This is a genomic window from Sphingomonas daechungensis, assembly GCF_014489495.1.
GTDB classification, from domain to species: domain Bacteria; phylum Pseudomonadota; class Alphaproteobacteria; order Sphingomonadales; family Sphingomonadaceae; genus Sphingomicrobium; species Sphingomicrobium daechungense.
This window is the reverse complement of sequence record NZ_CP060780.1, coordinates 2,712,998-2,730,122: the sequence shown is the minus strand read 5'-3', so window position 1 is coordinate 2,730,122 and position 17,125 is coordinate 2,712,998. Positions and strand designations below refer to the sequence as shown.

The following is a 17,125-nucleotide window of genomic DNA, read 5'->3' as shown; positions in this document are numbered from 1 at the left end:
ATGATTACGGCAGCCCGGTAAAGAAACGTCTAAATCGCAAGCCCTTGCCGGTTGGCGTCTACGTTTTCGTAACCGTGCCCGATTATTTTCCGTTCTGCTGAGTGTGGCTCAACGGGGGTAATGATGAGCTATTTTTCGTACGGCGCGATTGCCGCCGTGGGTTTTGTTGCGGTGGTCGGTGGCTTCGCCGTCGCGGATCGTGGGATGAACTACAAGCCGGCCAAGGCCAACATATTCCTGATCGACCGCGAATGCCGGTACGATCGCGTTTGGACGGACGGTAAGCGCGAAACCGTGACCGACTCGTGCAGCTCGACGGACGAGTTCAAGGAGCTTGCCGCACAAAGCCCGGCGCAGCGCAAGAAAGCCGTGGACGGCACCGCCGTGGTGAAGGTCAGCTACACGGCCCTCAGGACGGCAGCTACCAGACCTCCCAGCTAAAGTTCACCGGCCGCGACGAGGAATTCTACAAGTTGAAGGCCGGCGACGAGATGAAAATCCTCGTCAGCAACAAGGACCATAGCAAGATCATCAAGGGCTGATTGCCTTCGGTCCCGACTTCCCGCATCCCCAGACTGCGTGGCGCTCGGCCAGCGCTCACCAAGTTTGCGTACGATTCGGCCGCAGGGGATCGTGCATGAGGGGATTATTCTTGCTCGCGGCGTCGGCCGCGCTCGTGTTTGCGTCACCGGTTCAGGCTGGGCCGGCGGAGGACGCCGCGGCAGCCGTTACCACCTGGCTCGACAAGTTCAACGCCGGCGACATGAACGCCTTCCTGTCGGGACACGCCGCCAATGCCGTGATCGTCGATGAGTTCGCTCCGCATATCTGGACCGGCCCGGACGTCGCCAAGCGCTGGCTGGAGGATTACGGCAAGGACTCAGCGGCGCGCGGAATCAGCGATGGCAGCCTGGGATATGCGTCGCCGATCCGCTCGGTCTCGGACGGGAAATCCGCCTACGTCGTCGTTCCGACCATCTATCGCTTCAAGCAAGGCGGAAAGGCGAAATCGGCCGCGGGACGATGACCTTCGTTCTCGATCAGGGAGATGGCGGCTGGAAGATCGCCAGTTGGACCTATTCCGGGCCGGAACCTCACTGATCGGAAAATCAAGGAAAACAGCGAATTAACCAGCCATATTCAACGGGGTGCAGGGCTTTGTCGGCATAGTTGCTCGGGTATTGACCAGAGGAATTATGTGATGAGGCTCTGCAAACTGCTGATCGCGGCTGGGCTCGCCGCGTCCGCGACGCCGGCCGTCGCGGCGCCGGTCGCGCCTCCGCAGCCAGCGACGGGCCGCGCGCTGATCCTGGTTCCGCTGCAGTTGACCAAGATCGACGACCTGAGTTTCGGGACGGTGGTCCCCTCGCCATTGTCCGGCGCCGTTTCCGTCAACGCCACGACCGGCAACCGGACGACAATCGGCGGAGTGACCGGCGTCGCCAGCGATCCGGGCAATCGCGGCTATTTCGCCACCGCCGGTTCGCCCAACCAGCAGGTCATCGTCACCATCACCCAGCCGCTCGCGCTCGACAACGGCCTTGGCGACACGATCCCGGTCCTGGCGCTTACGCTGGATGGCCCGAACGTGCGCACGATCGATCCGGTGACCCGCAATTTCTTCTTCGGGGTCGGCGGCATCATCTTCGTGAATGCGAACCAGCCGGAAGGGCTCTATCAGGCGACTTTCGACGTGACCGCGACCTATCTCTAGGCCGAAGGGCTCGGACTAGCTCAGCAGCCGCAGCGGGTTCTCGATAAGCGGCTTCAGCGCCTGCATGAAGCTGGCGGCATCCCACCCGTCGACGACGCGATGGTCGCACGAGAGCGAGAGGTTCATCCGCTTCCGGATCTCGATCTCGTCGTCGATCGGGACCAGCTTTTCCTCGATCTTGTTCACGGCGACGATCGCGACCTGAGGAGGATTGACCACCGGCGTCGATGTGATGCCGCCCATCGGGCCGAGGCTGGAAATGGTGAAGGTTGCGCCGCTCAGTTCCTCGCGGGACGCCTTTCCGGTCCTCGCAGCTTCGGACAGGCGCGTGATCTCGGCAGCGAGCTCCCAGATCGATTTGCCCTGCGCGTCGCGAATGGTTGCGACCATCAAGCCGTTGGGCGTCTGCGTCGCCATGCCCATGTGAACCGGCCCGTGCCGGGTCACGACCATCGCCTCGTCATCGAAAGTCGCGTTGAGCATCGGCCAATCGGCCAGGGCCCGCGACATGGCCGTGATGAGGAAGGGCAGAAGTGTCAGCTTTGGATTGTTGCCGCGATCGCGGTTCATGATCTGCCGCGCTTCCTCAAGCGCAGTGACGTCGAACTCCTCGACCAAGGTAAAGTGCTGAATCCGCCGGTTCGCCTCGGCCATGTTCTCGGCGATCTTGCGGCGAAGGCCGACGACCTTGATCGTCTCGTCGGTACGCGGAGCGCTGGTGCTTCCTCGAGCCGCCACGGTGCCGCCGTTGTAAAGCAGATATGCGTCGAGATCGGAGTGGCGAACCCGGTCGCCGGTCGTCTTCACCTGCGACAGATCGATACCGAGGTCGCGGGCACGCGCGCGGACCGCCGGGGATGTCAGCACCTTGCCGTGAGAAGGCTCCTTCTCGGCGACTTCGGGCTCGACCCGCGGCGAAGGCGGCGGTGGTGCCTGCTCCGCGACCTTGGTCACCGGGATATTCTCTTCCTGCGCTTCGGTCGGAGCCACTGCACCATCGGCGAGCGGCACTTCCTCTTCGACCGGCTCGGCCTTGGCAGGCGCGTCGGCCGCGGCAGCGCCTTCCGTTTCGATCACCGCGAGGATCGATCCGATCGGGATCTGCTCACCGACCTCGCCCGCAAGCTGCAGGATCTTGCCCGCGACCGGCGATTCCATTTCGACTGTCGCCTTGTCGGTCATCAAGTCGGCAAGCTGCTGGTCTTCCTCGATCGTGTCGCCGACCTTGACGTGCCAGGCGACGATCTCTGCTTCGGCAATGCCTTCGCCGATGTCCGGAAGCCTGAATTCGAAACGGGCCATGCGCCTTAGGCCTCCACTGCTTTTCTGATGGCTGTGCCGATGCGCACAGGGCCCGGGAAATAGGCCCACTCGAGCGAGTGGGGTAGGGCGTGTCGAAGCCGGTCGCCCGCTGCACGGGGCTTCGAGATGATAGAAGCAGCGCTCCTGCACCAGCGCCGCCAGCTCGGCTCCAAAGCCGTTTGTTCGCGTGGCTTCGTGGACGACGACGCAACGGCCGGTCTTCTTTACCGATTCCTCGATGGTCTCGATGTCGAGCGGCACGATCGAACGAAGGTCGATGACTTCCGCGTCGATGTCCAGCTCGCGAACCGTCGCCAGCGTCACGTGCACCATGGTCCCGTAGGAGAGGATGGTGACTTCCTCACCCTCGCGTACGACTGCCGCCTTGCCGAGCGGGACCTTGTAATAGCCTTCGGGAACATCGGCCGCGTCGGTCTTGGCCCAAGGGGTCAGCGGGCGGTCGAAGAAGCCGTCGAACGGGCCGTTGTAGATGCGCTTCGGCTCGAAGAAGAGGACAGGGTCGTTGTCCTCGATGGCGGAGATCAGCAGGCCCTTGGCATCGTAGGGGTTTGACGGGATGACCGTCTTCACGCCGGAGACGTGGGCGAACAGCGCCTCGGTCGACTGGCTATGGGTCTGTCCGCCGAAGATGCCGCCGCCATAGGGGAGCGGATGACAAGCGGCACCGTCCATTCGCCTGAGGTGCGGTAACGGATGCGCGCAGCCTCGGAAACGATCTGGTCGTAGGCCGGGTAGATGTAGTCGGCGAACTGGATCTCGGCGACGGGACGAAGGCCGTAGGTCGCCATGCCGATCGCGGTCGCGACGATGCCGTTCTCGGCGATCGGTGTGTCGAACACGCGCTGCTTGCCGTACTTCTTCTGCAGGCCCTCAGTGACGCGGAAGACGCCACCGAAGAAGCCGACGTCCTCGCCGAGCACGACCATGTCCGGGTCACGCTCCATCATCACATCATGGGCGCTGTTGAGCGCCTGGATCATGTTCATCGAGGCCATTGGCGCTTCGCCTCCAGCTCATCGACCATGGCCTGCTGTTGTTCCTGCAAGTTCCAGGGCATTTCCTCGTAGACGTCGCTGAACATGGTGCGGACGTCCTGGGGGAAGTCGATCGTCGCTGTCGCGAGCGTGCCCTTCTTCTCCGCTTCCTTTTGTGCGTTGCGAACCTGGGCGGCCGCCTCATCCACCAATGCCGCGTGGCGCTCCTCGTCCCACTCGCCCAGCTTGATCAGGTGCCCTTTGAGACGTTCGATCGGATCGCCGAGCGGCCAGGCCTTCGCCTCGTCCGACGGGCGATATCCGGATGGATCGTCGGACGTCGAATGACCCTCTGCGCGATATGTGAAGAACTCAATCAGCGTTGGCCCATTGTTGGATCGAGCCCGGTCGGCCGCCCATCGGACTGCGGCGAATACGGCGAGCGCATCGTTACCATCGACGCGAAGACCGGCAACGCCGTAACCTAGCGCCCGCTGGGCGAAGGTCGCGCGCTCACCCCCGGCGATGCCGGAGTAGCTGGAGATCGCCCACTGATTGTTGACCACGGCGAGGATGACCGGCGCGTTGTAAACCGTCGCGAAGGTCAATGCCGCGTGGAAGTCACCTTCCGCCGTCGCGCCTTCGCCGGTCCAGCCCATGGCGATGCGGCTGTCGCCCTTGATCGCGCTGCCCATCGCCCATCCCACGGCCTGTGGATATTGCGTGCCGAGGTTGCCGGAGATCGAGAAGAAGCCGTGCGCCTTGTCCGAATACATGATCGGCAGCTGGCGGCCCTGTAGCTTGTCGCCCTTGTTCGAGTAGATCTGGTTCATCATCTCGACCATCGGATAGCCGCGAGCGATCAACAGGCCCTGCTGCCGGTAGGTCGGGAAGTTCATGTCCTCGCGGTCGAGCGCGTTGGCAGCCGAGACCGCGATCGCCTCTTCGCCCGTGCACTTCATGTAGAAGCTGGTCTTGCCCTGCCGCTGAGCGCGGTACATGCGGTCGTCGAAGACGCGGACCGTGACCATGTCCCGGAGCATCTTGCGCAGCGTCTCGGGATCCAGCTTCGGATCCCACGGACCGACCGCGTTGTTTTCCTCATCGAGCACGCGCACCAGCGACATGGTCAGCGGATGCGTTTCAATTGCGGGAGCTGCCACGTCCGGGCGCGGCGCGGTACCCGCTGCAGGAACCTGGATTTTCGAGAAGTCGGGAATCTCTCCCGGTCGCGCCGGCGGCTCGGGCACGTACAGCGAAAGCTTGGGCCGGTTCGACTTCAGCGGGGCAGGGTCCTTGTCGCTCATCTGGTTGAGGCGCTTAGTCCGGAGTCACGGACGCGGCAACTGGCGTGCGTTGACCTTGGAAGGCACGCAAGGCTAGGGCGCGCGCCATGCCTGACGATACGCCTTCCGCCGAGCTTCCCGACCGCTTGTCGCTCGATCCCCGCAGCCCACACTTCAACGAGGACATCCTCAAGCAAGGCGTCGGCATCAAGTTCAATGGGAACGAGAAGACCAACGTCGAGGAATATTGCGTGTCGGAAGGCTGGATCAAAGTTGCGGCCGGCCGCAGCCGCGACCGGTACGGCAACCCGATGACCTTGAAGCTCAAGGGCAAGGTCGAACCCTACATCCAGCCTGTCAACGGCGCGGATGGTCAGGAAGGCGAAGCTTCCGAAGGGTAAGCCTGGCTGCGGCCCTGCCGCTTGTCCCACACCTTCTTCGCCGCCCAACCGGCGCCTAGGGCGAGCGCCAGCGGTCCAAATCCACGCCGAGCGACTGCGGCTACGCCGGCGCCGATCAGCGCTCCCCGAACGCCGCGGTTACGGCCGGCGAGCTTCTCTCCAATGAATGCTCCCGCAAGCTTGCCCAACATTCTTTTGATCCTTTCGAACTGCGTTTGACCTCTCAACGCGGAACTTACCAACCGGCTCCCGACGGACAGGTTGGGATTCTTCACCAAGCGTAGGTGGCAATTCCCGCCAACTCCCCCTCTTAGCCGAGCTTCCTGAGCCATTTTTCGCAGTTTTGCGGGATTGGCACGCCCTTTGAATAGTATCTGGCACCGGCCCGCAGCTGTTGAAGCGGACCGGCGAAAAGGGAGATTAGAAATGTCCGGTCAGTCGCAATTCACTCGTACGCTTACTGCTCTGGCAGCAGCGCTTTTCCTGAGCTCCGTCGCGGTCTCCGCCGCGGTTGGCCCGGCTTCGGTCGCGAGCCCCGTCGCAGTCTCGGCCAATGCCTGAACTCGAAATCATCCAAGCAAAGGCACCGGTTAGGACGCCACGGCTCGTGAAGGAAACCGAGGTTATGAATTCCGGCAGCACCCCGCTCGCCACCTGGTTCAACGGACCGGTCTTTACTCGCGCAAGAGACATCTTCGCAGCGAACATGGCCGAGTTGCTGGAGCGGGCGGAGGATCCCGCCCGGATGATCCGCATGATCATCCTGGAGATGGAGGAAACGCTCGTCGAGCTCCGGGCGAGTGCAGCACGCTCGATCGCGGACGCCAAGGAAATGAAGCGCGCGATCGGCCGGCTGGACGAGCTGCAGATCGGCTGGACCGACAAGGCCGAACTGGCGCTGTCGAAGGGCCGCGAGGACCTGGCGAAGCAGGCGCTCGTCGAGAAGCAGAAGGCGGCTGAAATGGCCGACGGCCTCCGCTCGGAGATGGACCAGATTGAGACCGTCCTGCGCAGCTACGAAGCCGATATCACCAAGCTTCAGACCAAGCTTCGGGAAGCCCGCGCCCGGCAGAACGCCATTTCGGCGCGGATCGAAAGCGCGGTTGCCCGCGCCAAGGCTCGCGAAGTGATGCACGGCAGCCGCACGCTCGACGCATTCGCCAAGTTCGAGGTGCTGGAGCGCCACGCCGATTTCGCCGAAGGCCGCGCGGAAGCGCTGGGGATGACCGGCCCCAAGAGCCTCGAGGAAGAGATCGCTGAGCTTCGCGCCAATGAAAAGGTCGATGCCGAACTGGAAGCCATGAAGGCCGCTCTCGCGGCTCGCACCAAGTAAACGAAAGGGAAGGGATATGTCCCGCTACAACTACCGCTATTCGATGGATCGCCATGACAAGAAGCTTGCAGGCGTGTGCTCGACGATCGGCGAAACGCTCAACGTCGACCCGACTTTCATCCGCGTTGGCTTCGTCGCCGCAGCGATCCTGATTAGCTGGAAGCTCGCTCTGATCGCCTACGTCGGCGCCGGCATCTACCTGCACCTGCAGCGCAACCAGGCCGTCCGTGGATACGAGCGCCGGCAGCGCAGCGACTTCGACCGAATGGAAGATGTCAGCCGCGTCCGTCCGACTACTCACGCGCTACGGACCCAGCTGGACGAAACCGACCGCCGCCTGATGGCGATCGACGACCACATCAATTCAACCAATGACGAGCTGGCGCGCGAAATCGAAGCGCTCCGGGAGGAGAAGTGATGGAACCGCTGACGATTGGCATTCTTGCAGGTGGTGTCTTCGCCGGACTGTCCGGAGCAAGCCTTGCTGCTCTCAAGGGATGGAACGGCTGGCTCGAGCTGAAGCGCATGGAGCTGACCCACGACATCGGCGACCGGCACCTTCCGCCCGCAGGCAACCGGATCGAAATGGCCGACCTTCGCGAACGGGTCCGCAAGCTGGAAGCGATCGCCGCAGGGATCGACCTCTAAAGACAGTTTCCCCCGCCGCTCTCCCCAGATCAGCGGCAGGCGGCCCGGCTATCCCCTTGGCCGGGCCGCCTTCCTTTTGCCGAAGTGCTAGAAGCCCAGCCGGGCCGTCAGTCGAATGTCGCGGCCGCCAAGCGGGGCATAATCCTTGAGCATACTCGTGCTGCGCCGGGCGACGACATCGAAGATGTTGTTCGCTACCAGCGACAGCGAGAATTCCGGGTTGGCAGAAAAGACGTGCCAGTCCACCGAGGCGTTCACCAAGGTGTAGCCGGGCGTGTCGGTCTCGATCGGCGCAGTGCGGGTGTGCGCGAAGGCATGCTCGACCTCAAGCCGCCCGTCGACTTCGCCCCGCGTTCCCTCCAGCGCGCCCAAGATTCGGAAAGGCGGAATGAACGGCGCCGGACCATAATTCTTCACCGTGGCATGGACTGCATCGGCCTGGATCTCGCCCTTCCAGCGCACACCGAGCGCTTCGCCGAGCTTTGCACTCGCCTGGGCTTCGAACCCGTAATAGTTCGCCGCGCCCTCGCGGGTCTGGAACACCGGCAGGTCGTCGAGGACAGCCCCCGTCGGTGCCTGGAAAATGAAGTTCGAGAAGTGACTGTAGTAGACGTTTGCCGACAGGTTCACCGGTCCAGCGTCTCCATTCAAAGAGCCTTCGACGCTGAGGCTGGTTTCCGGATCGAGGTTCGGGTCGCCGATTTCGAACGACTGGCTGCCGCCGTGCGGGCCGTTGGCGAAGAGTTCGTCGATCGATGGTGCACGCGCGCTTCGCGATACCGTCAGACCCGCACGCCAGCCCGGCGTGAATTCGTACTTGCCGCCGAGCGATCCGGACCAGGTCGTGAAGTTCCGAGACAGGTCCGGCGTTCCGAGTTGCACGTCCGCGTCGGCGGTGAGCTTGCTGAACTCGATGCGGGCGCCGCCTTCCAGCCGAAGTGGGCCGCGAACCAAGGTCTGCAGTGTGAACAGCCCCGTTTGCCTCTGGTCGCTGTCCGGAAGGAATTTCTCGTCGCCGCGGATCCTGGCATTGCGGTCGAGATACTGGATGCCGGACGTTCCGCCCCAGCCCTGGCGTTCCGATTGCACCAGTTCAAAGCGGCCTTCACCGCCCTTGCTGAAGAAGCTGGAGCCGACGTCGCCATTCTCCTCCAGTTCATCGTGGTGATAGTCGGCATAGCCGGCCCGTGCGCGCACCTGGTTGAAAAAGCCGGAGATCGGCACTTCGGCGCGGAAGTCGTAGCGCGTCTGCTCCTGGTCGATGGTCGGCGCTTCCGCCTCGATCCCAGGGACGAGCGAATAACGGATCGGCACTTCATACTTGGCGGTGTGCCGGGTGACCGAGGCGCCGACGTTCAGGCCGCCGTCGATATAAGCGAAACCGATCGCCCCTTCCTTCGATTCCGATGCGGAATTGGGGAGATCGCCTTTCAGATCGGCAAGGGCCTGAATGTCCGGATCGGGACTGGCTGCTGCCTGCTCGCGGAGGTCTTTCGACAAGATGAAGCCGCCGGTGCGAAGATCGTCGGTCTTGGTCCAGTTGCCGTCGACATGAAAGACGAACTTCCCGGCAACCGGCACGTCGAACGCTCCGTTGAGCAACCGCTCGTCAGCGGCGGACCCGTAGCCTGCGAGAACGTTTACTCCGACTACGTTCTTAGGGACGCGACGCGGAATGCGCGTGTCGATGACATTGACGACGCCGCCAATCGCGGAAGATCCGAACATCAGGGCCGAGGGTCCGCGAAGGACCTCGATGCGATCGGCGGTGATCGGGTTGATGGAAATCGCATGGTCGGGCCCCGAAGACGATACGTCCAGGCTGCCGATGCCGTCGGTCAGAACCCGGACGCGATCTCCGGACAAGCCGCGAAGGACCGGAGCCGACGCCGTCGGGCCGAAGCTGGTCGCGCTGACGCCCGGCTGCCGCGCCAGTGTCTCGCCGATGCTGACCCGCAACTCCCGGGTGAGGTCGCCTGCATCCAGCACGGAAATGCCGCCAATGACATCGCTCGACTTCTTGCGGATGCCGGTGACGATGATCTCATCCGATTGCGCGTGGTGCGCGTCTTCGGCGCTTCCCGGTACGGGATCGGCGGTCGCCGCGGCCGCGGCCGCAGAGGAATCCGCATTCGTGCTCGCCGTTTCGGCGGCCAGAGCGGGGGATGCAAGGAGGGTGAGGGCTGCCGCAAGGGCCAGTCGCGAGGTTTCCATCAGTCCTGATTGGCTACGTAACGAAGCGTGCCGCGTAGAGCGGATGTTATACTGTTACAAGCGATTCTCGACGAACGGAGGGTTTTAAAGGCATCCCTCGTTGTGGTGGCCTTCGTGACAATGGTGTTCGGCTTCGGCCCGAGATGTTCGACCTGGATGGTCGAATGAGAAATCCCGAACAGCTGATGCACATAAGCCCGCGCCTGGCGGAGGATGACGTCGCGGTTTACATCATGGCCGACCACCAGATGGACCGTCAGTGCGGTCTCGGTCGTGCTCAGTGCCCAGATGTGCAGATGGTGTGTGTCCTCGACTCCGGGCAGCTTCGATAGAGCGCTCGAAACCTGGTCCGGGTCGATTCCCTTGGGAACGCCGGCAAGGGTCATCGAAACGGACTCGGTCAGCAGGCTCCATGTGCCCCACAAGATGAAAGCGGCCACGAGCAGGCTGATGATCGGGTCGATCCAGAGCGCTCCCGTCATGATCATCAGATAGCCCGCGACGACGACCGCGGCCGAAACCGCGGCGTCGGCGGTCATGTGAAGGAAGGCTCCGCGGATGTTGATGTCGTCATGGCGGCCCTTGGCAAACAGCCAGGCCGTGATCCCGTTCACCAGGATGCCGACGGCAGCCACGATCATCACCAAGCGGCCGTTGGACGGTTCCGGATGCGACAGCCGTTGCAGAGCCTCCGCAATTATCGCGCCGACGGCGACCAGGAGGACCAGCGCATTGATCAGAGCAGCGAGGATCGAGCTTTTCTTAAGTCCGTAGGAAAAGCGCGCCGACGGCTTCCGCTTGACCAGCGCAGCGCCTGCCCAGGCCACGAGCAGACCGAAGACGTCGGAAAGATTGTGCCCCGCGTCCGCCAGCAAGGCAGTGGAATTGGCGATCAGGCCGAAGACTGCCTCGACCACGACGAAGGTCAGATTGAGCACCGTCCCGATGAGGAAAGCCCAACCGAAGTCCGCGGGGGAATGGCTATGGTCGTGGTTGTGGCCTGCCATGCGGCCGAAAGCCTAATGTCGCGCGGAGTCGGGAGCAAGCAGGCTTGCCAGCGAGGCCGCGAAGGCTAGTGCGTCGGCATGTTCGTCTCCCATCTCGAATGCTCGCTTACCGGTGAGCACTATCCCGCAGGCCAGCCGCACAACCTAAGCAAGGCGGGAAAGCCGCTGCTGGTCCGCTACGATAGCGATCGGGCTCGCCAGACGATGACCCGCCAAAGCCTTGCCGCGCGCCAACCGGGGATGTGGAAATGGCGCGAGCTGCTGCCATTGGCGGAGGAAGTTGAGCCGGTCAGCCTCGGTGAGCCGGAAACTCCGATCATCCCGCTCCGGGTCACGGCTTCAAAGGCGGGGACGAAAAGCCTGCTAGTGAAGGACGAGGGGCGTTTGCCGACGGGCTCGTTCAAGGCACGCGGGCTCACGATGGCCGTATCGATGGCGAAGCAATTCGGGATCCGCAGCGTCGCGCTCCCTACCAACGGCAATGCGGGTGCTGCGCTGGCGGCTTATGCAGCGCGGGCGGGATGGAAGCGGTCGTCGTCTGTCCCGCGGAAACGCCGGAAATCAATGTTCGCGAAACCGCGGCCTACGGCGCTCGGGTGTGGGTGGCGGACGGGCAGATCGACGAATGCGGCCGACTGATCCGCGAGGGCGCCGCCGAAGGGCGGTGGTTCGACTGCTCGACGTTGAAGGAGCCCTACCGCCTGGAAGGCAAGAAGGTCATGGGCTTCGAACTGGTCGAGCAGCTCGGCTGGAAAATTCCAGACGCAATCTTCTACCCGACCGGCGGCGGCACCGGCCTCATCGGGATGTGGAAGGCGTTCGACGAACTGGAAGCGGTCGGGCTGATCGGGCCGGAGCGACCGCGCATGTACGCCATCCAGGCGGCCGGCTGCGCGCCGATGGTCCGGGCGTTTGAGCGAGGCGACGAGTTCGCGGAGCGGTGGGAAGGCGCGGCGACGGTCGCTACCGGCATCCGCGTACCCAGCGCGGTCGGCGACTTCCTGATCCTGCGCGCGGTCCGCGAAAGCGGCGGAACGGCAATCGCCGTCGAAGAACAGGACATCCTGCGGGCCGTCGAAGACGTTGCTCGCGACGATGGACTGCTGCTTTGCCCTGAAGGCGGAGCGGTGCTGGCCGGCTGGCGGATGGCGCTAGGAAGCGGCCTGGTCGGACGCGGCGAGACGGCTTTGCTTTTCAATTGCGCGAACGGGAACAAGTATCCGCTGCCGGATGCGTCGCGACGACTGGAGTTGGGAAGTGCGGAGGCGAGCGCGCTCTAACGCACAAAAAAGTAAACCCCGGCAACCGAAGCTGCCGGGGTTCCATGCTTCCTTTCCCTTTCGGGTCGTGAAGCACAAAGCAACAATACTTCACCCCGCCGATTGTTCCAGATTAATCTTGCATGTGACCGATCAAAACTGTGGATGCACCAGTGGATAAACCTGTGGGACTCGGCATTCCAATGTCCGAGCCCTGGAAACCGATTGTCGCGGTCAGGGGTTCGTGGCGCCGATGACCAAAAAGCAGACGCTTCGAATCGCGACCTACAACATCAACGGAATCAATTCCCGACTCCCCGTCTTGCTTCGCTGGCTCGAAGAAGCTCGTCCCCATGTCGTCGGCCTTCAGGAGTTGAAATGCACTGATGAGGCATTTCCGGCGAAAGACATCGAAGCCTTTGGCTATTCGGCGATCTGGCACGGACAAAAGAGCTGGAACGGCGTCGCCTTGCTCAGCCGGGTCGGCGAACCGGTCGAAACGGGCCGCGGCCTTCCCGGCGATCCGAACGATGAGCAGAGCCGCTATATCGAAGCTGCGATTTGCGGGATCCTGATCGGCAATCTCTACCTCCCGAACGGCAATCCATGGCCGGGTCCCAAATTCGACTACAAGCTCGCCTGGATGGACCGGCTGGACGCCTATGCGCGGCACCTGCTGGATAGTGGCTTGCCGGCGATGCTGATGGGCGATTTCAACGTCATCCCGACGGAGCAGGACGTCTACAAGCCGGAGCGCTGGGCGAAGGACGCGCTCTTCTCACCGCAGGCGCGGGAGAAATTCAAAGTGCTTGTTGCGCAAGGGTGGACCGACGCGCTCCGCTCCTTGCACCCGGACGAGCGCATCTACACCTTCTGGCATTACTGGCGGAACTCGTTCCAGCGCGACGCGGGCATCCGCATCGACCACCTCCTGCTCAGCCCGCCGCTGGCCGAGAAGCTGGTAAAAGCCGGCGTCGATCGCGAACCGCGCGGCTGGGACAAGACCAGCGACCACGCGCCGACCTGGATCGAGCTGAAGGTCTAAGGAGAAGCTGGTGCCGGATGCAGGATTCATATTCTGGCTCCTAAACAACTGCGAACACATGAGATTAGTCGGACTTGCACTGAGCGCTACCCCCGTTCTTACCCCCACATGATTAGTCATTGGCCGCGACCCCTGTCGGACGATGATTGCTTTTCCACACGACTAGGTCTCTTTCGCGCCAGCGGACCGCGTTCCCACCCAAGTCAAATGGCCGAGGAAAGGTGCCTCGGTCGATTCGGCGATAGATCGTCGAACGGCTGAGGCCCGTTACCTTCTCCACTTCTCTACGCCGAAGATATTTATCGTTGTTCATGATTGCTCCGTGATGTTTAGGCGCGGGCGCCAGCTCAACCTGTTCAGACCTTCATGTCCGCTCCCGTGCATTCCTGCACGTGCCCACTGTTGTAGCGGCGGCGTTCACAACAGGACCCGTCGGCTGTTGTAAGGGGCGAGGTTACAACAGCAGCGACGAATTGAGCGGACCTGGGGTCACCGAATTGTCGGTCGGTTGAGCTTTGCTAGAATTCAGCGGGCAGCCGCGTGCGCTCGTGGGGTGAATGCCCCCGCTTCGCCGTCAGGCAAAAAGGGGCCGAAGTTCGAATCCTGTCCGGTGCGCCACCTCGCCAGAATCGCCTTACATTCGGTTGAGAGCGAGGCACCTGACACGCCGAGCGTCCGCCCAGTAACGCCCAAAAGGGAGATGGAAGAGGCCGCTTGAGCGAGCTGGAATAGCCCGCATCCGAGCTCACGATTGCTGGCCGCAAGATCAAAGAGCCACAGACCAGAAAAATGCGGCTTGCGCGAGCTTGGTGCCGATCTCTGACGCAACAGGCGCGCAATCGAGGCGAACTTCGCTAGGTAGACAGGCCCATCTCGAATGTTTCAGAAGGTGGAACGGGGACGTTGACGCACCGACGCGTGGACCTATATGTTCTTATAATGTTCCGGGGTTAACGGGTGACACAGTCGAACTCACAAGCGCCGAACTCGGGTTGGTGGCTGAAGGCGCTAGGTGTCGCCGTGCTCTGCCTCGTGTCCGGCGTTCTCGGTGGGGCGCTCACTCGAAACTTTGGCACAAGCAGCTATTCCTTGTCCTACGCTGACTTCATCTCGATCATGCTGACGGCCGTGTCGCTGCTCATGACGGTGCTCGCGATATTCCTGGCTGTGTTCGGCGTCATCGGTTGGAACGCAATTCAGGGTCGAGTGCATCAGCGCACCGAAGAGTTTTTGAACGAGGGCTTCAAGGAAGGTCGGCCGCTCTACCAGATGCTGGAAACGCGAGCGACGGAGATCATCTACGAAGGCATTATTCCGGTCGTCGGGCCGAGGACGATGAAGAAAATAAGGAAGACGGAGAAGAATGACGGCTGCTCTTTGGAGCCGCGTGGACGCTGATAAGGCCGCGATCGCGCGGCGATACCTTACCACGTATCCAGTAAAGGTGGGTGAGCTGGCCGAAGAACTCGGCCTCAAGGTTGTGCGCGCGCCGCTCCCGCCGAAAATCTCGGGTCTAATCCAGCCTTCGGCCGATGCGCCTGCGGGCTTTGAAATCAAGGTGAACAAATACGAAGTTCCGGAGCGACAACGCTTCACAGTAGCTCACGAAGTGGCCCATTACCTGCTTCATCGTGGCGACATTGGCGCGGGCGTTGTGGACAGCATTATGTATCGATCGAGCCTCACTTCGCGAAAGGAAACTGAAGCCAACAGGCTAGCGGCAGAGATCATAATGCCGGCCAATGAAGTCTCGAAAGAACTAAGACGACTGGGCGGTGTCCGCTCCGATAGTGTTGCGGAAGAGCTTGCGGCTATTTTCAGAGTTTCCGTGCCTGCTATGAAGGTAAGGTTGGGGTCGCGTAGAAAGCTCTGAATGCTTCAGAACATCGCTTATTGTCCCATCCTCCAAACGAGGGTCGCGGAGATCAAGGCGCTGTTCCAGTTGCCGGCGACAACGAAGGATCGCATTTTCCCTCTCATTCTCGCCGCACCGTGGCCGAATGCCAAAGAGCTCAGCCGAACTTGGGAAAAGATCGTCGAAGCGATGGGCGGGCGTCGGTTCGCGCTGGATCTCGATCGCGCGCGCCAAGGAATGTCCAGCGGCAAGGAAGCTGCAGCGCAATTCGACGCGCTGTTCGACCCCAACGATGGCTTCACCAACTACTACGAAGTACTGCGGTCGATACCTTCGGCTATCCCAGTGCTGCGAATACTAGGTGGCAACCTGCTAGAGCTGGACGCACAGACCGCGCACATTAACAACTTGGACCGCGGCTTGGTTGTGCACCTTGAACACGGCGCGATCATCAATCCGCTCACGGCTGTAGATGAGGTGCTTCAGCGCTTCGAGGACGTGACGTTTTTCGTGGATGCCGGATGGTCGAATGATTTGCTCGGAAGGGAGCTGTGGGCTTCGCAAATTATCGAGCGCATCACAGACGGGAAGCCCGAAGCCGAACTGGTTGTCGGTGGCAGCAGCTTCCCGGACTCCTTCAGGAACATCGGCGCTCGCGGAGTGATCCCTATGAAGGAACGCTCGCTCTACAGTAACCTCGTTCGCCGCCATAACGCGGCGCACCTGACTTACGGCGACTGGGGCAGCACTCGACCGCGGTCGGGCCCGGCTCCGATGAAGAACATTCCCCGACTGGACGTGCCCACGACCACCGAGTGGGTGTCGTTTCGACAGGACGGCGGCTCGGCAACCCCGGAGACCTACGCGGCGATTGCGCGGAGGGTCATTGCCGATGCCGTGTGGCCGGGCGATCTAGGCATTTGGGGAACATACGTCATCGAAACCACTGCGAACGAACTACCGGGAGCGATTGGGAGTCCGGCGGTCGCAGCGGCCGCACGCATCAACATTCACATGCACCGACAAGCATTCTTCGGTGAGCCGGATGCGATCGGGGATACAGAAGAGCCATTCGTCGACATCTGATCAGTCACACCCGGTAGGTTGTTAGGGGGAGGCATAACATGAACCCTGAGGTCGCTTCGCTTCACGAACGCATGGCCCAGGGCGGCGACTGGCGAGCCTTCCAGCAAGAGATTGCGCGGCTGAACAAGGAAGCGCGCACACAGGAAGAATATGTGACGGTGCTCGAAGCGCACCGGAACCTGATCGCAGTCGCCGAACATTGCTTCCCGCCAGAGATCGCAGCCGAGATTCAGCGCATCGGCGAAGGCGAATACCAGCTCTTCCTCAACGTCGAAGCCATGGAAGGCGATATGATCAACCCTGTCATGCTCGATCGGATAACAGCGCGGGAAGTGGCGGCAGGGCGGCTCGATCCGGAAAGCGACTTCAGGAAGCTCGCGGAAGCTGGCAGCACTGTCCTCGGTGATAGCGCGGACATGCGTTACGATCGCAAGCTAGGAGATAGTATCGGCGTGGCTGGACTTGTGGTGGGCACGCTGGCCTTCTTCCTAATCAGCAAGGGCATCGGGATGGTGATTTTTGTAGCCGGCATGGCGGCTGGTTGGATCATCAATGAACAGCGGAAGAGGCAAGCGATGGAGGCTACGCAGGTCGATCGCATTGGTCGCGGATACAAGTAGGAGCACGAACGATGGTCGGTGAAGCAACGATCCGTCACCGCGAGCTGCAACGGCAAGCGAAAGAGCTTCGGCAACTCGCGGAGGATTACCAGAAGGCCGACCCGTCCGGCCCCGAAGAACGCGTGGCGAGAAATGCACTTCGGGAGTTCGCGGAAAACCTAACGAGCAGCCGAATGTCCGAAGTGTATGACGTCGCCTACGAGACCTACGGACCCCATGCGATGCGCGGCGTGAGTGCTTGTTGGACCCTAGTGCACAACTGGAACGCCTAGCCATGCTGCCACCTACATGCCTCGATTTGGTTGTGAGGCGCAGGCCATTGCACTCCTGGGAATCGCGGAGTGCATGAACGAGTCAGAC

19 protein-coding genes and 2 pseudogenes are annotated in these 17,125 nt (G+C 62.1%); 14 read left to right on the top strand and 7 right to left on the bottom strand.

Annotation, left to right across the window (positions count from 1 at the left end; translation table 11 throughout):
- The first annotated feature begins 123 nt into the window (after positions 1-123).
- From H9L15_RS14915 to H9L15_RS14905, 3 genes are all read left to right on the top strand, one after another.
- Entirely contained in the window at positions 124-441 is a 318-nt protein-coding gene (locus tag H9L15_RS14915; RefSeq protein WP_187714626.1) for a hypothetical protein, read from the top strand.
- 196 nt (positions 442-637) lie between these two features.
- Entirely contained in the window at positions 638-1,027 is a 390-nt protein-coding gene (locus H9L15_RS14910; RefSeq protein ID WP_187714625.1) for a hypothetical protein, read from the top strand.
- Positions 1,028-1,201: 174 nt separating this feature from the next.
- A complete protein-coding gene (locus tag H9L15_RS14905; RefSeq protein ID WP_187714624.1) occupies positions 1,202-1,714 on the top strand; it encodes a DUF4402 domain-containing protein in 513 nt (170 codons plus the stop codon).
- A 15-nt stretch (positions 1,715-1,729) separates the two neighbouring features.
- On the opposite strand, the gene H9L15_RS14900 is transcribed toward H9L15_RS14905, so the two are convergent.
- The 3 genes and pseudogenes from H9L15_RS14900 to H9L15_RS14890 all read right to left on the bottom strand — a co-directional run bounded on the left by H9L15_RS14900 (position 1,730) and on the right by H9L15_RS14890 (position 5,318).
- Positions 1,730-3,016 (bottom strand): dihydrolipoamide acetyltransferase family protein, encoded by a 1,287-nt coding sequence (locus H9L15_RS14900; protein ID WP_187714623.1) that lies wholly within the window; start codon positions 3,014-3,016, stop codon positions 1,730-1,732.
- A 5-nt stretch (positions 3,017-3,021) separates the two neighbouring features.
- Positions 3,022-4,023, bottom strand: a pseudogene (locus tag H9L15_RS14895) (alpha-ketoacid dehydrogenase subunit beta).
- Positions 4,020-5,318, bottom strand: coding sequence for a thiamine pyrophosphate-dependent enzyme (locus tag H9L15_RS14890; protein WP_187714622.1), 1,299 nt, complete (start codon positions 5,316-5,318; stop codon positions 4,020-4,022). Before H9L15_RS14890 ends, H9L15_RS14895 begins: the two are co-directional and overlap by 4 nt.
- Positions 5,319-5,404: 86 nt before the next feature.
- On the opposite strand from H9L15_RS14890, the gene H9L15_RS14885 reads away from it, so the two are divergent.
- Positions 5,405-5,698: a DUF3297 family protein gene (locus tag H9L15_RS14885; protein ID WP_187714621.1), complete on the top strand. Its 294-nt coding sequence runs from the start codon at positions 5,405-5,407 to the stop codon at positions 5,696-5,698.
- Here H9L15_RS14885 and H9L15_RS14880 read toward each other — a convergent pair.
- Positions 5,671-5,889, bottom strand: coding sequence for a hypothetical protein (locus H9L15_RS14880; RefSeq protein WP_187714620.1), 219 nt, complete (start codon positions 5,887-5,889; stop codon positions 5,671-5,673). The two genes, H9L15_RS14885 and H9L15_RS14880, sit on opposite strands and share 28 nt — an antisense overlap.
- A gap of 434 nt (positions 5,890-6,323) precedes the next feature.
- On the opposite strand from H9L15_RS14880, the gene H9L15_RS14875 reads away from it, so the two are divergent.
- Genes H9L15_RS14875 through H9L15_RS14865 form a run of 3 tightly spaced genes read left to right on the top strand, consistent with a single transcriptional unit; the run spans position 6,324 to position 7,679 of the window.
- Positions 6,324-7,031: a PspA/IM30 family protein gene (locus H9L15_RS14875; RefSeq protein ID WP_187714619.1), complete on the top strand. Its 708-nt coding sequence runs from the start codon at positions 6,324-6,326 to the stop codon at positions 7,029-7,031.
- 16 nt (positions 7,032-7,047) lie between these two features.
- Positions 7,048-7,449 (top strand): PspC domain-containing protein, encoded by a 402-nt coding sequence (locus tag H9L15_RS14870; protein ID WP_187714618.1) that lies wholly within the window; start codon positions 7,048-7,050, stop codon positions 7,447-7,449.
- Complete coding sequence (locus H9L15_RS14865; protein ID WP_395622088.1) at positions 7,446-7,679, top strand: hypothetical protein; 234 nt, start codon at positions 7,446-7,448, stop codon at positions 7,677-7,679. The genes H9L15_RS14870 and H9L15_RS14865 overlap by 4 nt, the downstream gene beginning before the upstream one ends.
- Before the next feature lie 87 nt (positions 7,680-7,766).
- Here H9L15_RS14865 and H9L15_RS14860 read toward each other — a convergent pair whose 3' ends face one another.
- Entirely contained in the window at positions 7,767-9,893 is a 2,127-nt protein-coding gene (locus H9L15_RS14860) for a TonB-dependent receptor (RefSeq protein ID WP_187714616.1), read from the bottom strand.
- A complete protein-coding gene (locus tag H9L15_RS14855; protein WP_187714615.1) occupies positions 9,893-10,900 on the bottom strand; it encodes a cation diffusion facilitator family transporter in 1,008 nt (335 codons plus the stop codon). The genes H9L15_RS14860 and H9L15_RS14855 overlap by 1 nt, the downstream gene beginning before the upstream one ends.
- A gap of 240 nt (positions 10,901-11,140) precedes the next feature.
- On the opposite strand from H9L15_RS14855, the pseudogene H9L15_RS14850 reads away from it, so the two are divergent.
- Together H9L15_RS14850 and xth are read left to right on the top strand one after the other, a co-directional pair.
- Positions 11,141-12,180: pseudogene (locus tag H9L15_RS14850) on the top strand (threonine synthase).
- 232 nt (positions 12,181-12,412) lie between these two features.
- Positions 12,413-13,204 (top strand): exodeoxyribonuclease III, encoded by a 792-nt coding sequence (gene xth / locus H9L15_RS14845; RefSeq protein WP_187714614.1) that lies wholly within the window; start codon positions 12,413-12,415, stop codon positions 13,202-13,204.
- 112 nt (positions 13,205-13,316) lie between these two features.
- Here the strand turns inward: xth and H9L15_RS20605 are convergent, their stop codons facing one another.
- Complete coding sequence (locus H9L15_RS20605) at positions 13,317-13,517, bottom strand: helix-turn-helix transcriptional regulator (protein WP_187714613.1); 201 nt, start codon at positions 13,515-13,517, stop codon at positions 13,317-13,319.
- A 644-nt stretch (positions 13,518-14,161) separates the two neighbouring features.
- Here H9L15_RS20605 and H9L15_RS14835 point away from each other — a divergent pair.
- From H9L15_RS14835 to H9L15_RS14815, 5 genes are read left to right on the top strand one after another with little or no spacing between them, the layout of a single operon-like run.
- On the top strand, positions 14,162-14,602 hold the full coding sequence (locus H9L15_RS14835) for a hypothetical protein (protein WP_187714612.1): 441 nt from the start codon (positions 14,162-14,164) through the stop codon (positions 14,600-14,602).
- A gap of 46 nt (positions 14,603-14,648) precedes the next feature.
- Entirely contained in the window at positions 14,649-15,077 is a 429-nt protein-coding gene (locus tag H9L15_RS14830; RefSeq protein ID WP_223276320.1) for an ImmA/IrrE family metallo-endopeptidase, read from the top strand.
- The gene (locus H9L15_RS14825; RefSeq protein ID WP_187714610.1) at positions 15,078-16,145 is read left to right on the top strand and encodes a beta family protein; all 1,068 of its coding nucleotides are present in this window, start codon (positions 15,078-15,080) and stop codon (positions 16,143-16,145) included. It abuts the gene before it with no gap.
- Between the two features lie 38 nt (positions 16,146-16,183).
- Positions 16,184-16,765 (top strand): hypothetical protein, encoded by a 582-nt coding sequence (locus H9L15_RS14820; protein WP_187714609.1) that lies wholly within the window; start codon positions 16,184-16,186, stop codon positions 16,763-16,765.
- An 11-nt stretch (positions 16,766-16,776) separates the two neighbouring features.
- Complete coding sequence (locus tag H9L15_RS14815) at positions 16,777-17,037, top strand: hypothetical protein (RefSeq protein WP_187714608.1); 261 nt, start codon at positions 16,777-16,779, stop codon at positions 17,035-17,037.
- Positions 17,038-17,125: the final 88 nt, after the last annotated feature.

Excerpts from the sequence above, each read along its gene's own strand:
- H9L15_RS14915 (WP_187714626.1), top strand. The coding sequence starts at position 124 with ATGAGCTATTTTTCGTACGGCGCGATTGCCGCCGTGGGTTTTGTTGCG.
- H9L15_RS14910 (WP_187714625.1), top strand. The coding sequence starts at position 638 with ATGAGGGGATTATTCTTGCTCGCGGCGTCGGCCGCGCTCGTGTTTGCG.
- H9L15_RS14905 (WP_187714624.1), top strand. The coding sequence starts at position 1,202 with ATGAGGCTCTGCAAACTGCTGATCGCGGCTGGGCTCGCCGCGTCCGCG.
- H9L15_RS14900 (WP_187714623.1), bottom strand. The coding sequence starts at position 3,016 with ATGGCCCGTTTCGAATTCAGGCTTCCGGACATCGGCGAAGGCATTGCC.
- H9L15_RS14890 (WP_187714622.1), bottom strand. The coding sequence starts at position 5,318 with ATGAGCGACAAGGACCCTGCCCCGCTGAAGTCGAACCGGCCCAAGCTT.
- H9L15_RS14885 (WP_187714621.1), top strand. The coding sequence starts at position 5,405 with ATGCCTGACGATACGCCTTCCGCCGAGCTTCCCGACCGCTTGTCGCTC.
- H9L15_RS14880 (WP_187714620.1), bottom strand. The coding sequence starts at position 5,889 with ATGTTGGGCAAGCTTGCGGGAGCATTCATTGGAGAGAAGCTCGCCGGC.
- H9L15_RS14875 (WP_187714619.1), top strand. The coding sequence starts at position 6,324 with ATGAATTCCGGCAGCACCCCGCTCGCCACCTGGTTCAACGGACCGGTC.
- H9L15_RS14870 (WP_187714618.1), top strand. The coding sequence starts at position 7,048 with ATGTCCCGCTACAACTACCGCTATTCGATGGATCGCCATGACAAGAAG.
- H9L15_RS14860 (WP_187714616.1), bottom strand. The coding sequence starts at position 9,893 with ATGGAAACCTCGCGACTGGCCCTTGCGGCAGCCCTCACCCTCCTTGCA.
- H9L15_RS14855 (WP_187714615.1), bottom strand. The coding sequence starts at position 10,900 with ATGGCAGGCCACAACCACGACCATAGCCATTCCCCCGCGGACTTCGGT.
- xth (WP_187714614.1), top strand. The coding sequence starts at position 12,413 with ATGACCAAAAAGCAGACGCTTCGAATCGCGACCTACAACATCAACGGA.
- H9L15_RS20605 (WP_187714613.1), bottom strand. The coding sequence starts at position 13,517 with ATGAACAACGATAAATATCTTCGGCGTAGAGAAGTGGAGAAGGTAACG.
- H9L15_RS14825 (WP_187714610.1), top strand. The coding sequence starts at position 15,078 with ATGCTTCAGAACATCGCTTATTGTCCCATCCTCCAAACGAGGGTCGCG.
- H9L15_RS14820 (WP_187714609.1), top strand. The coding sequence starts at position 16,184 with ATGAACCCTGAGGTCGCTTCGCTTCACGAACGCATGGCCCAGGGCGGC.
- H9L15_RS14815 (WP_187714608.1), top strand. The coding sequence starts at position 16,777 with ATGGTCGGTGAAGCAACGATCCGTCACCGCGAGCTGCAACGGCAAGCG.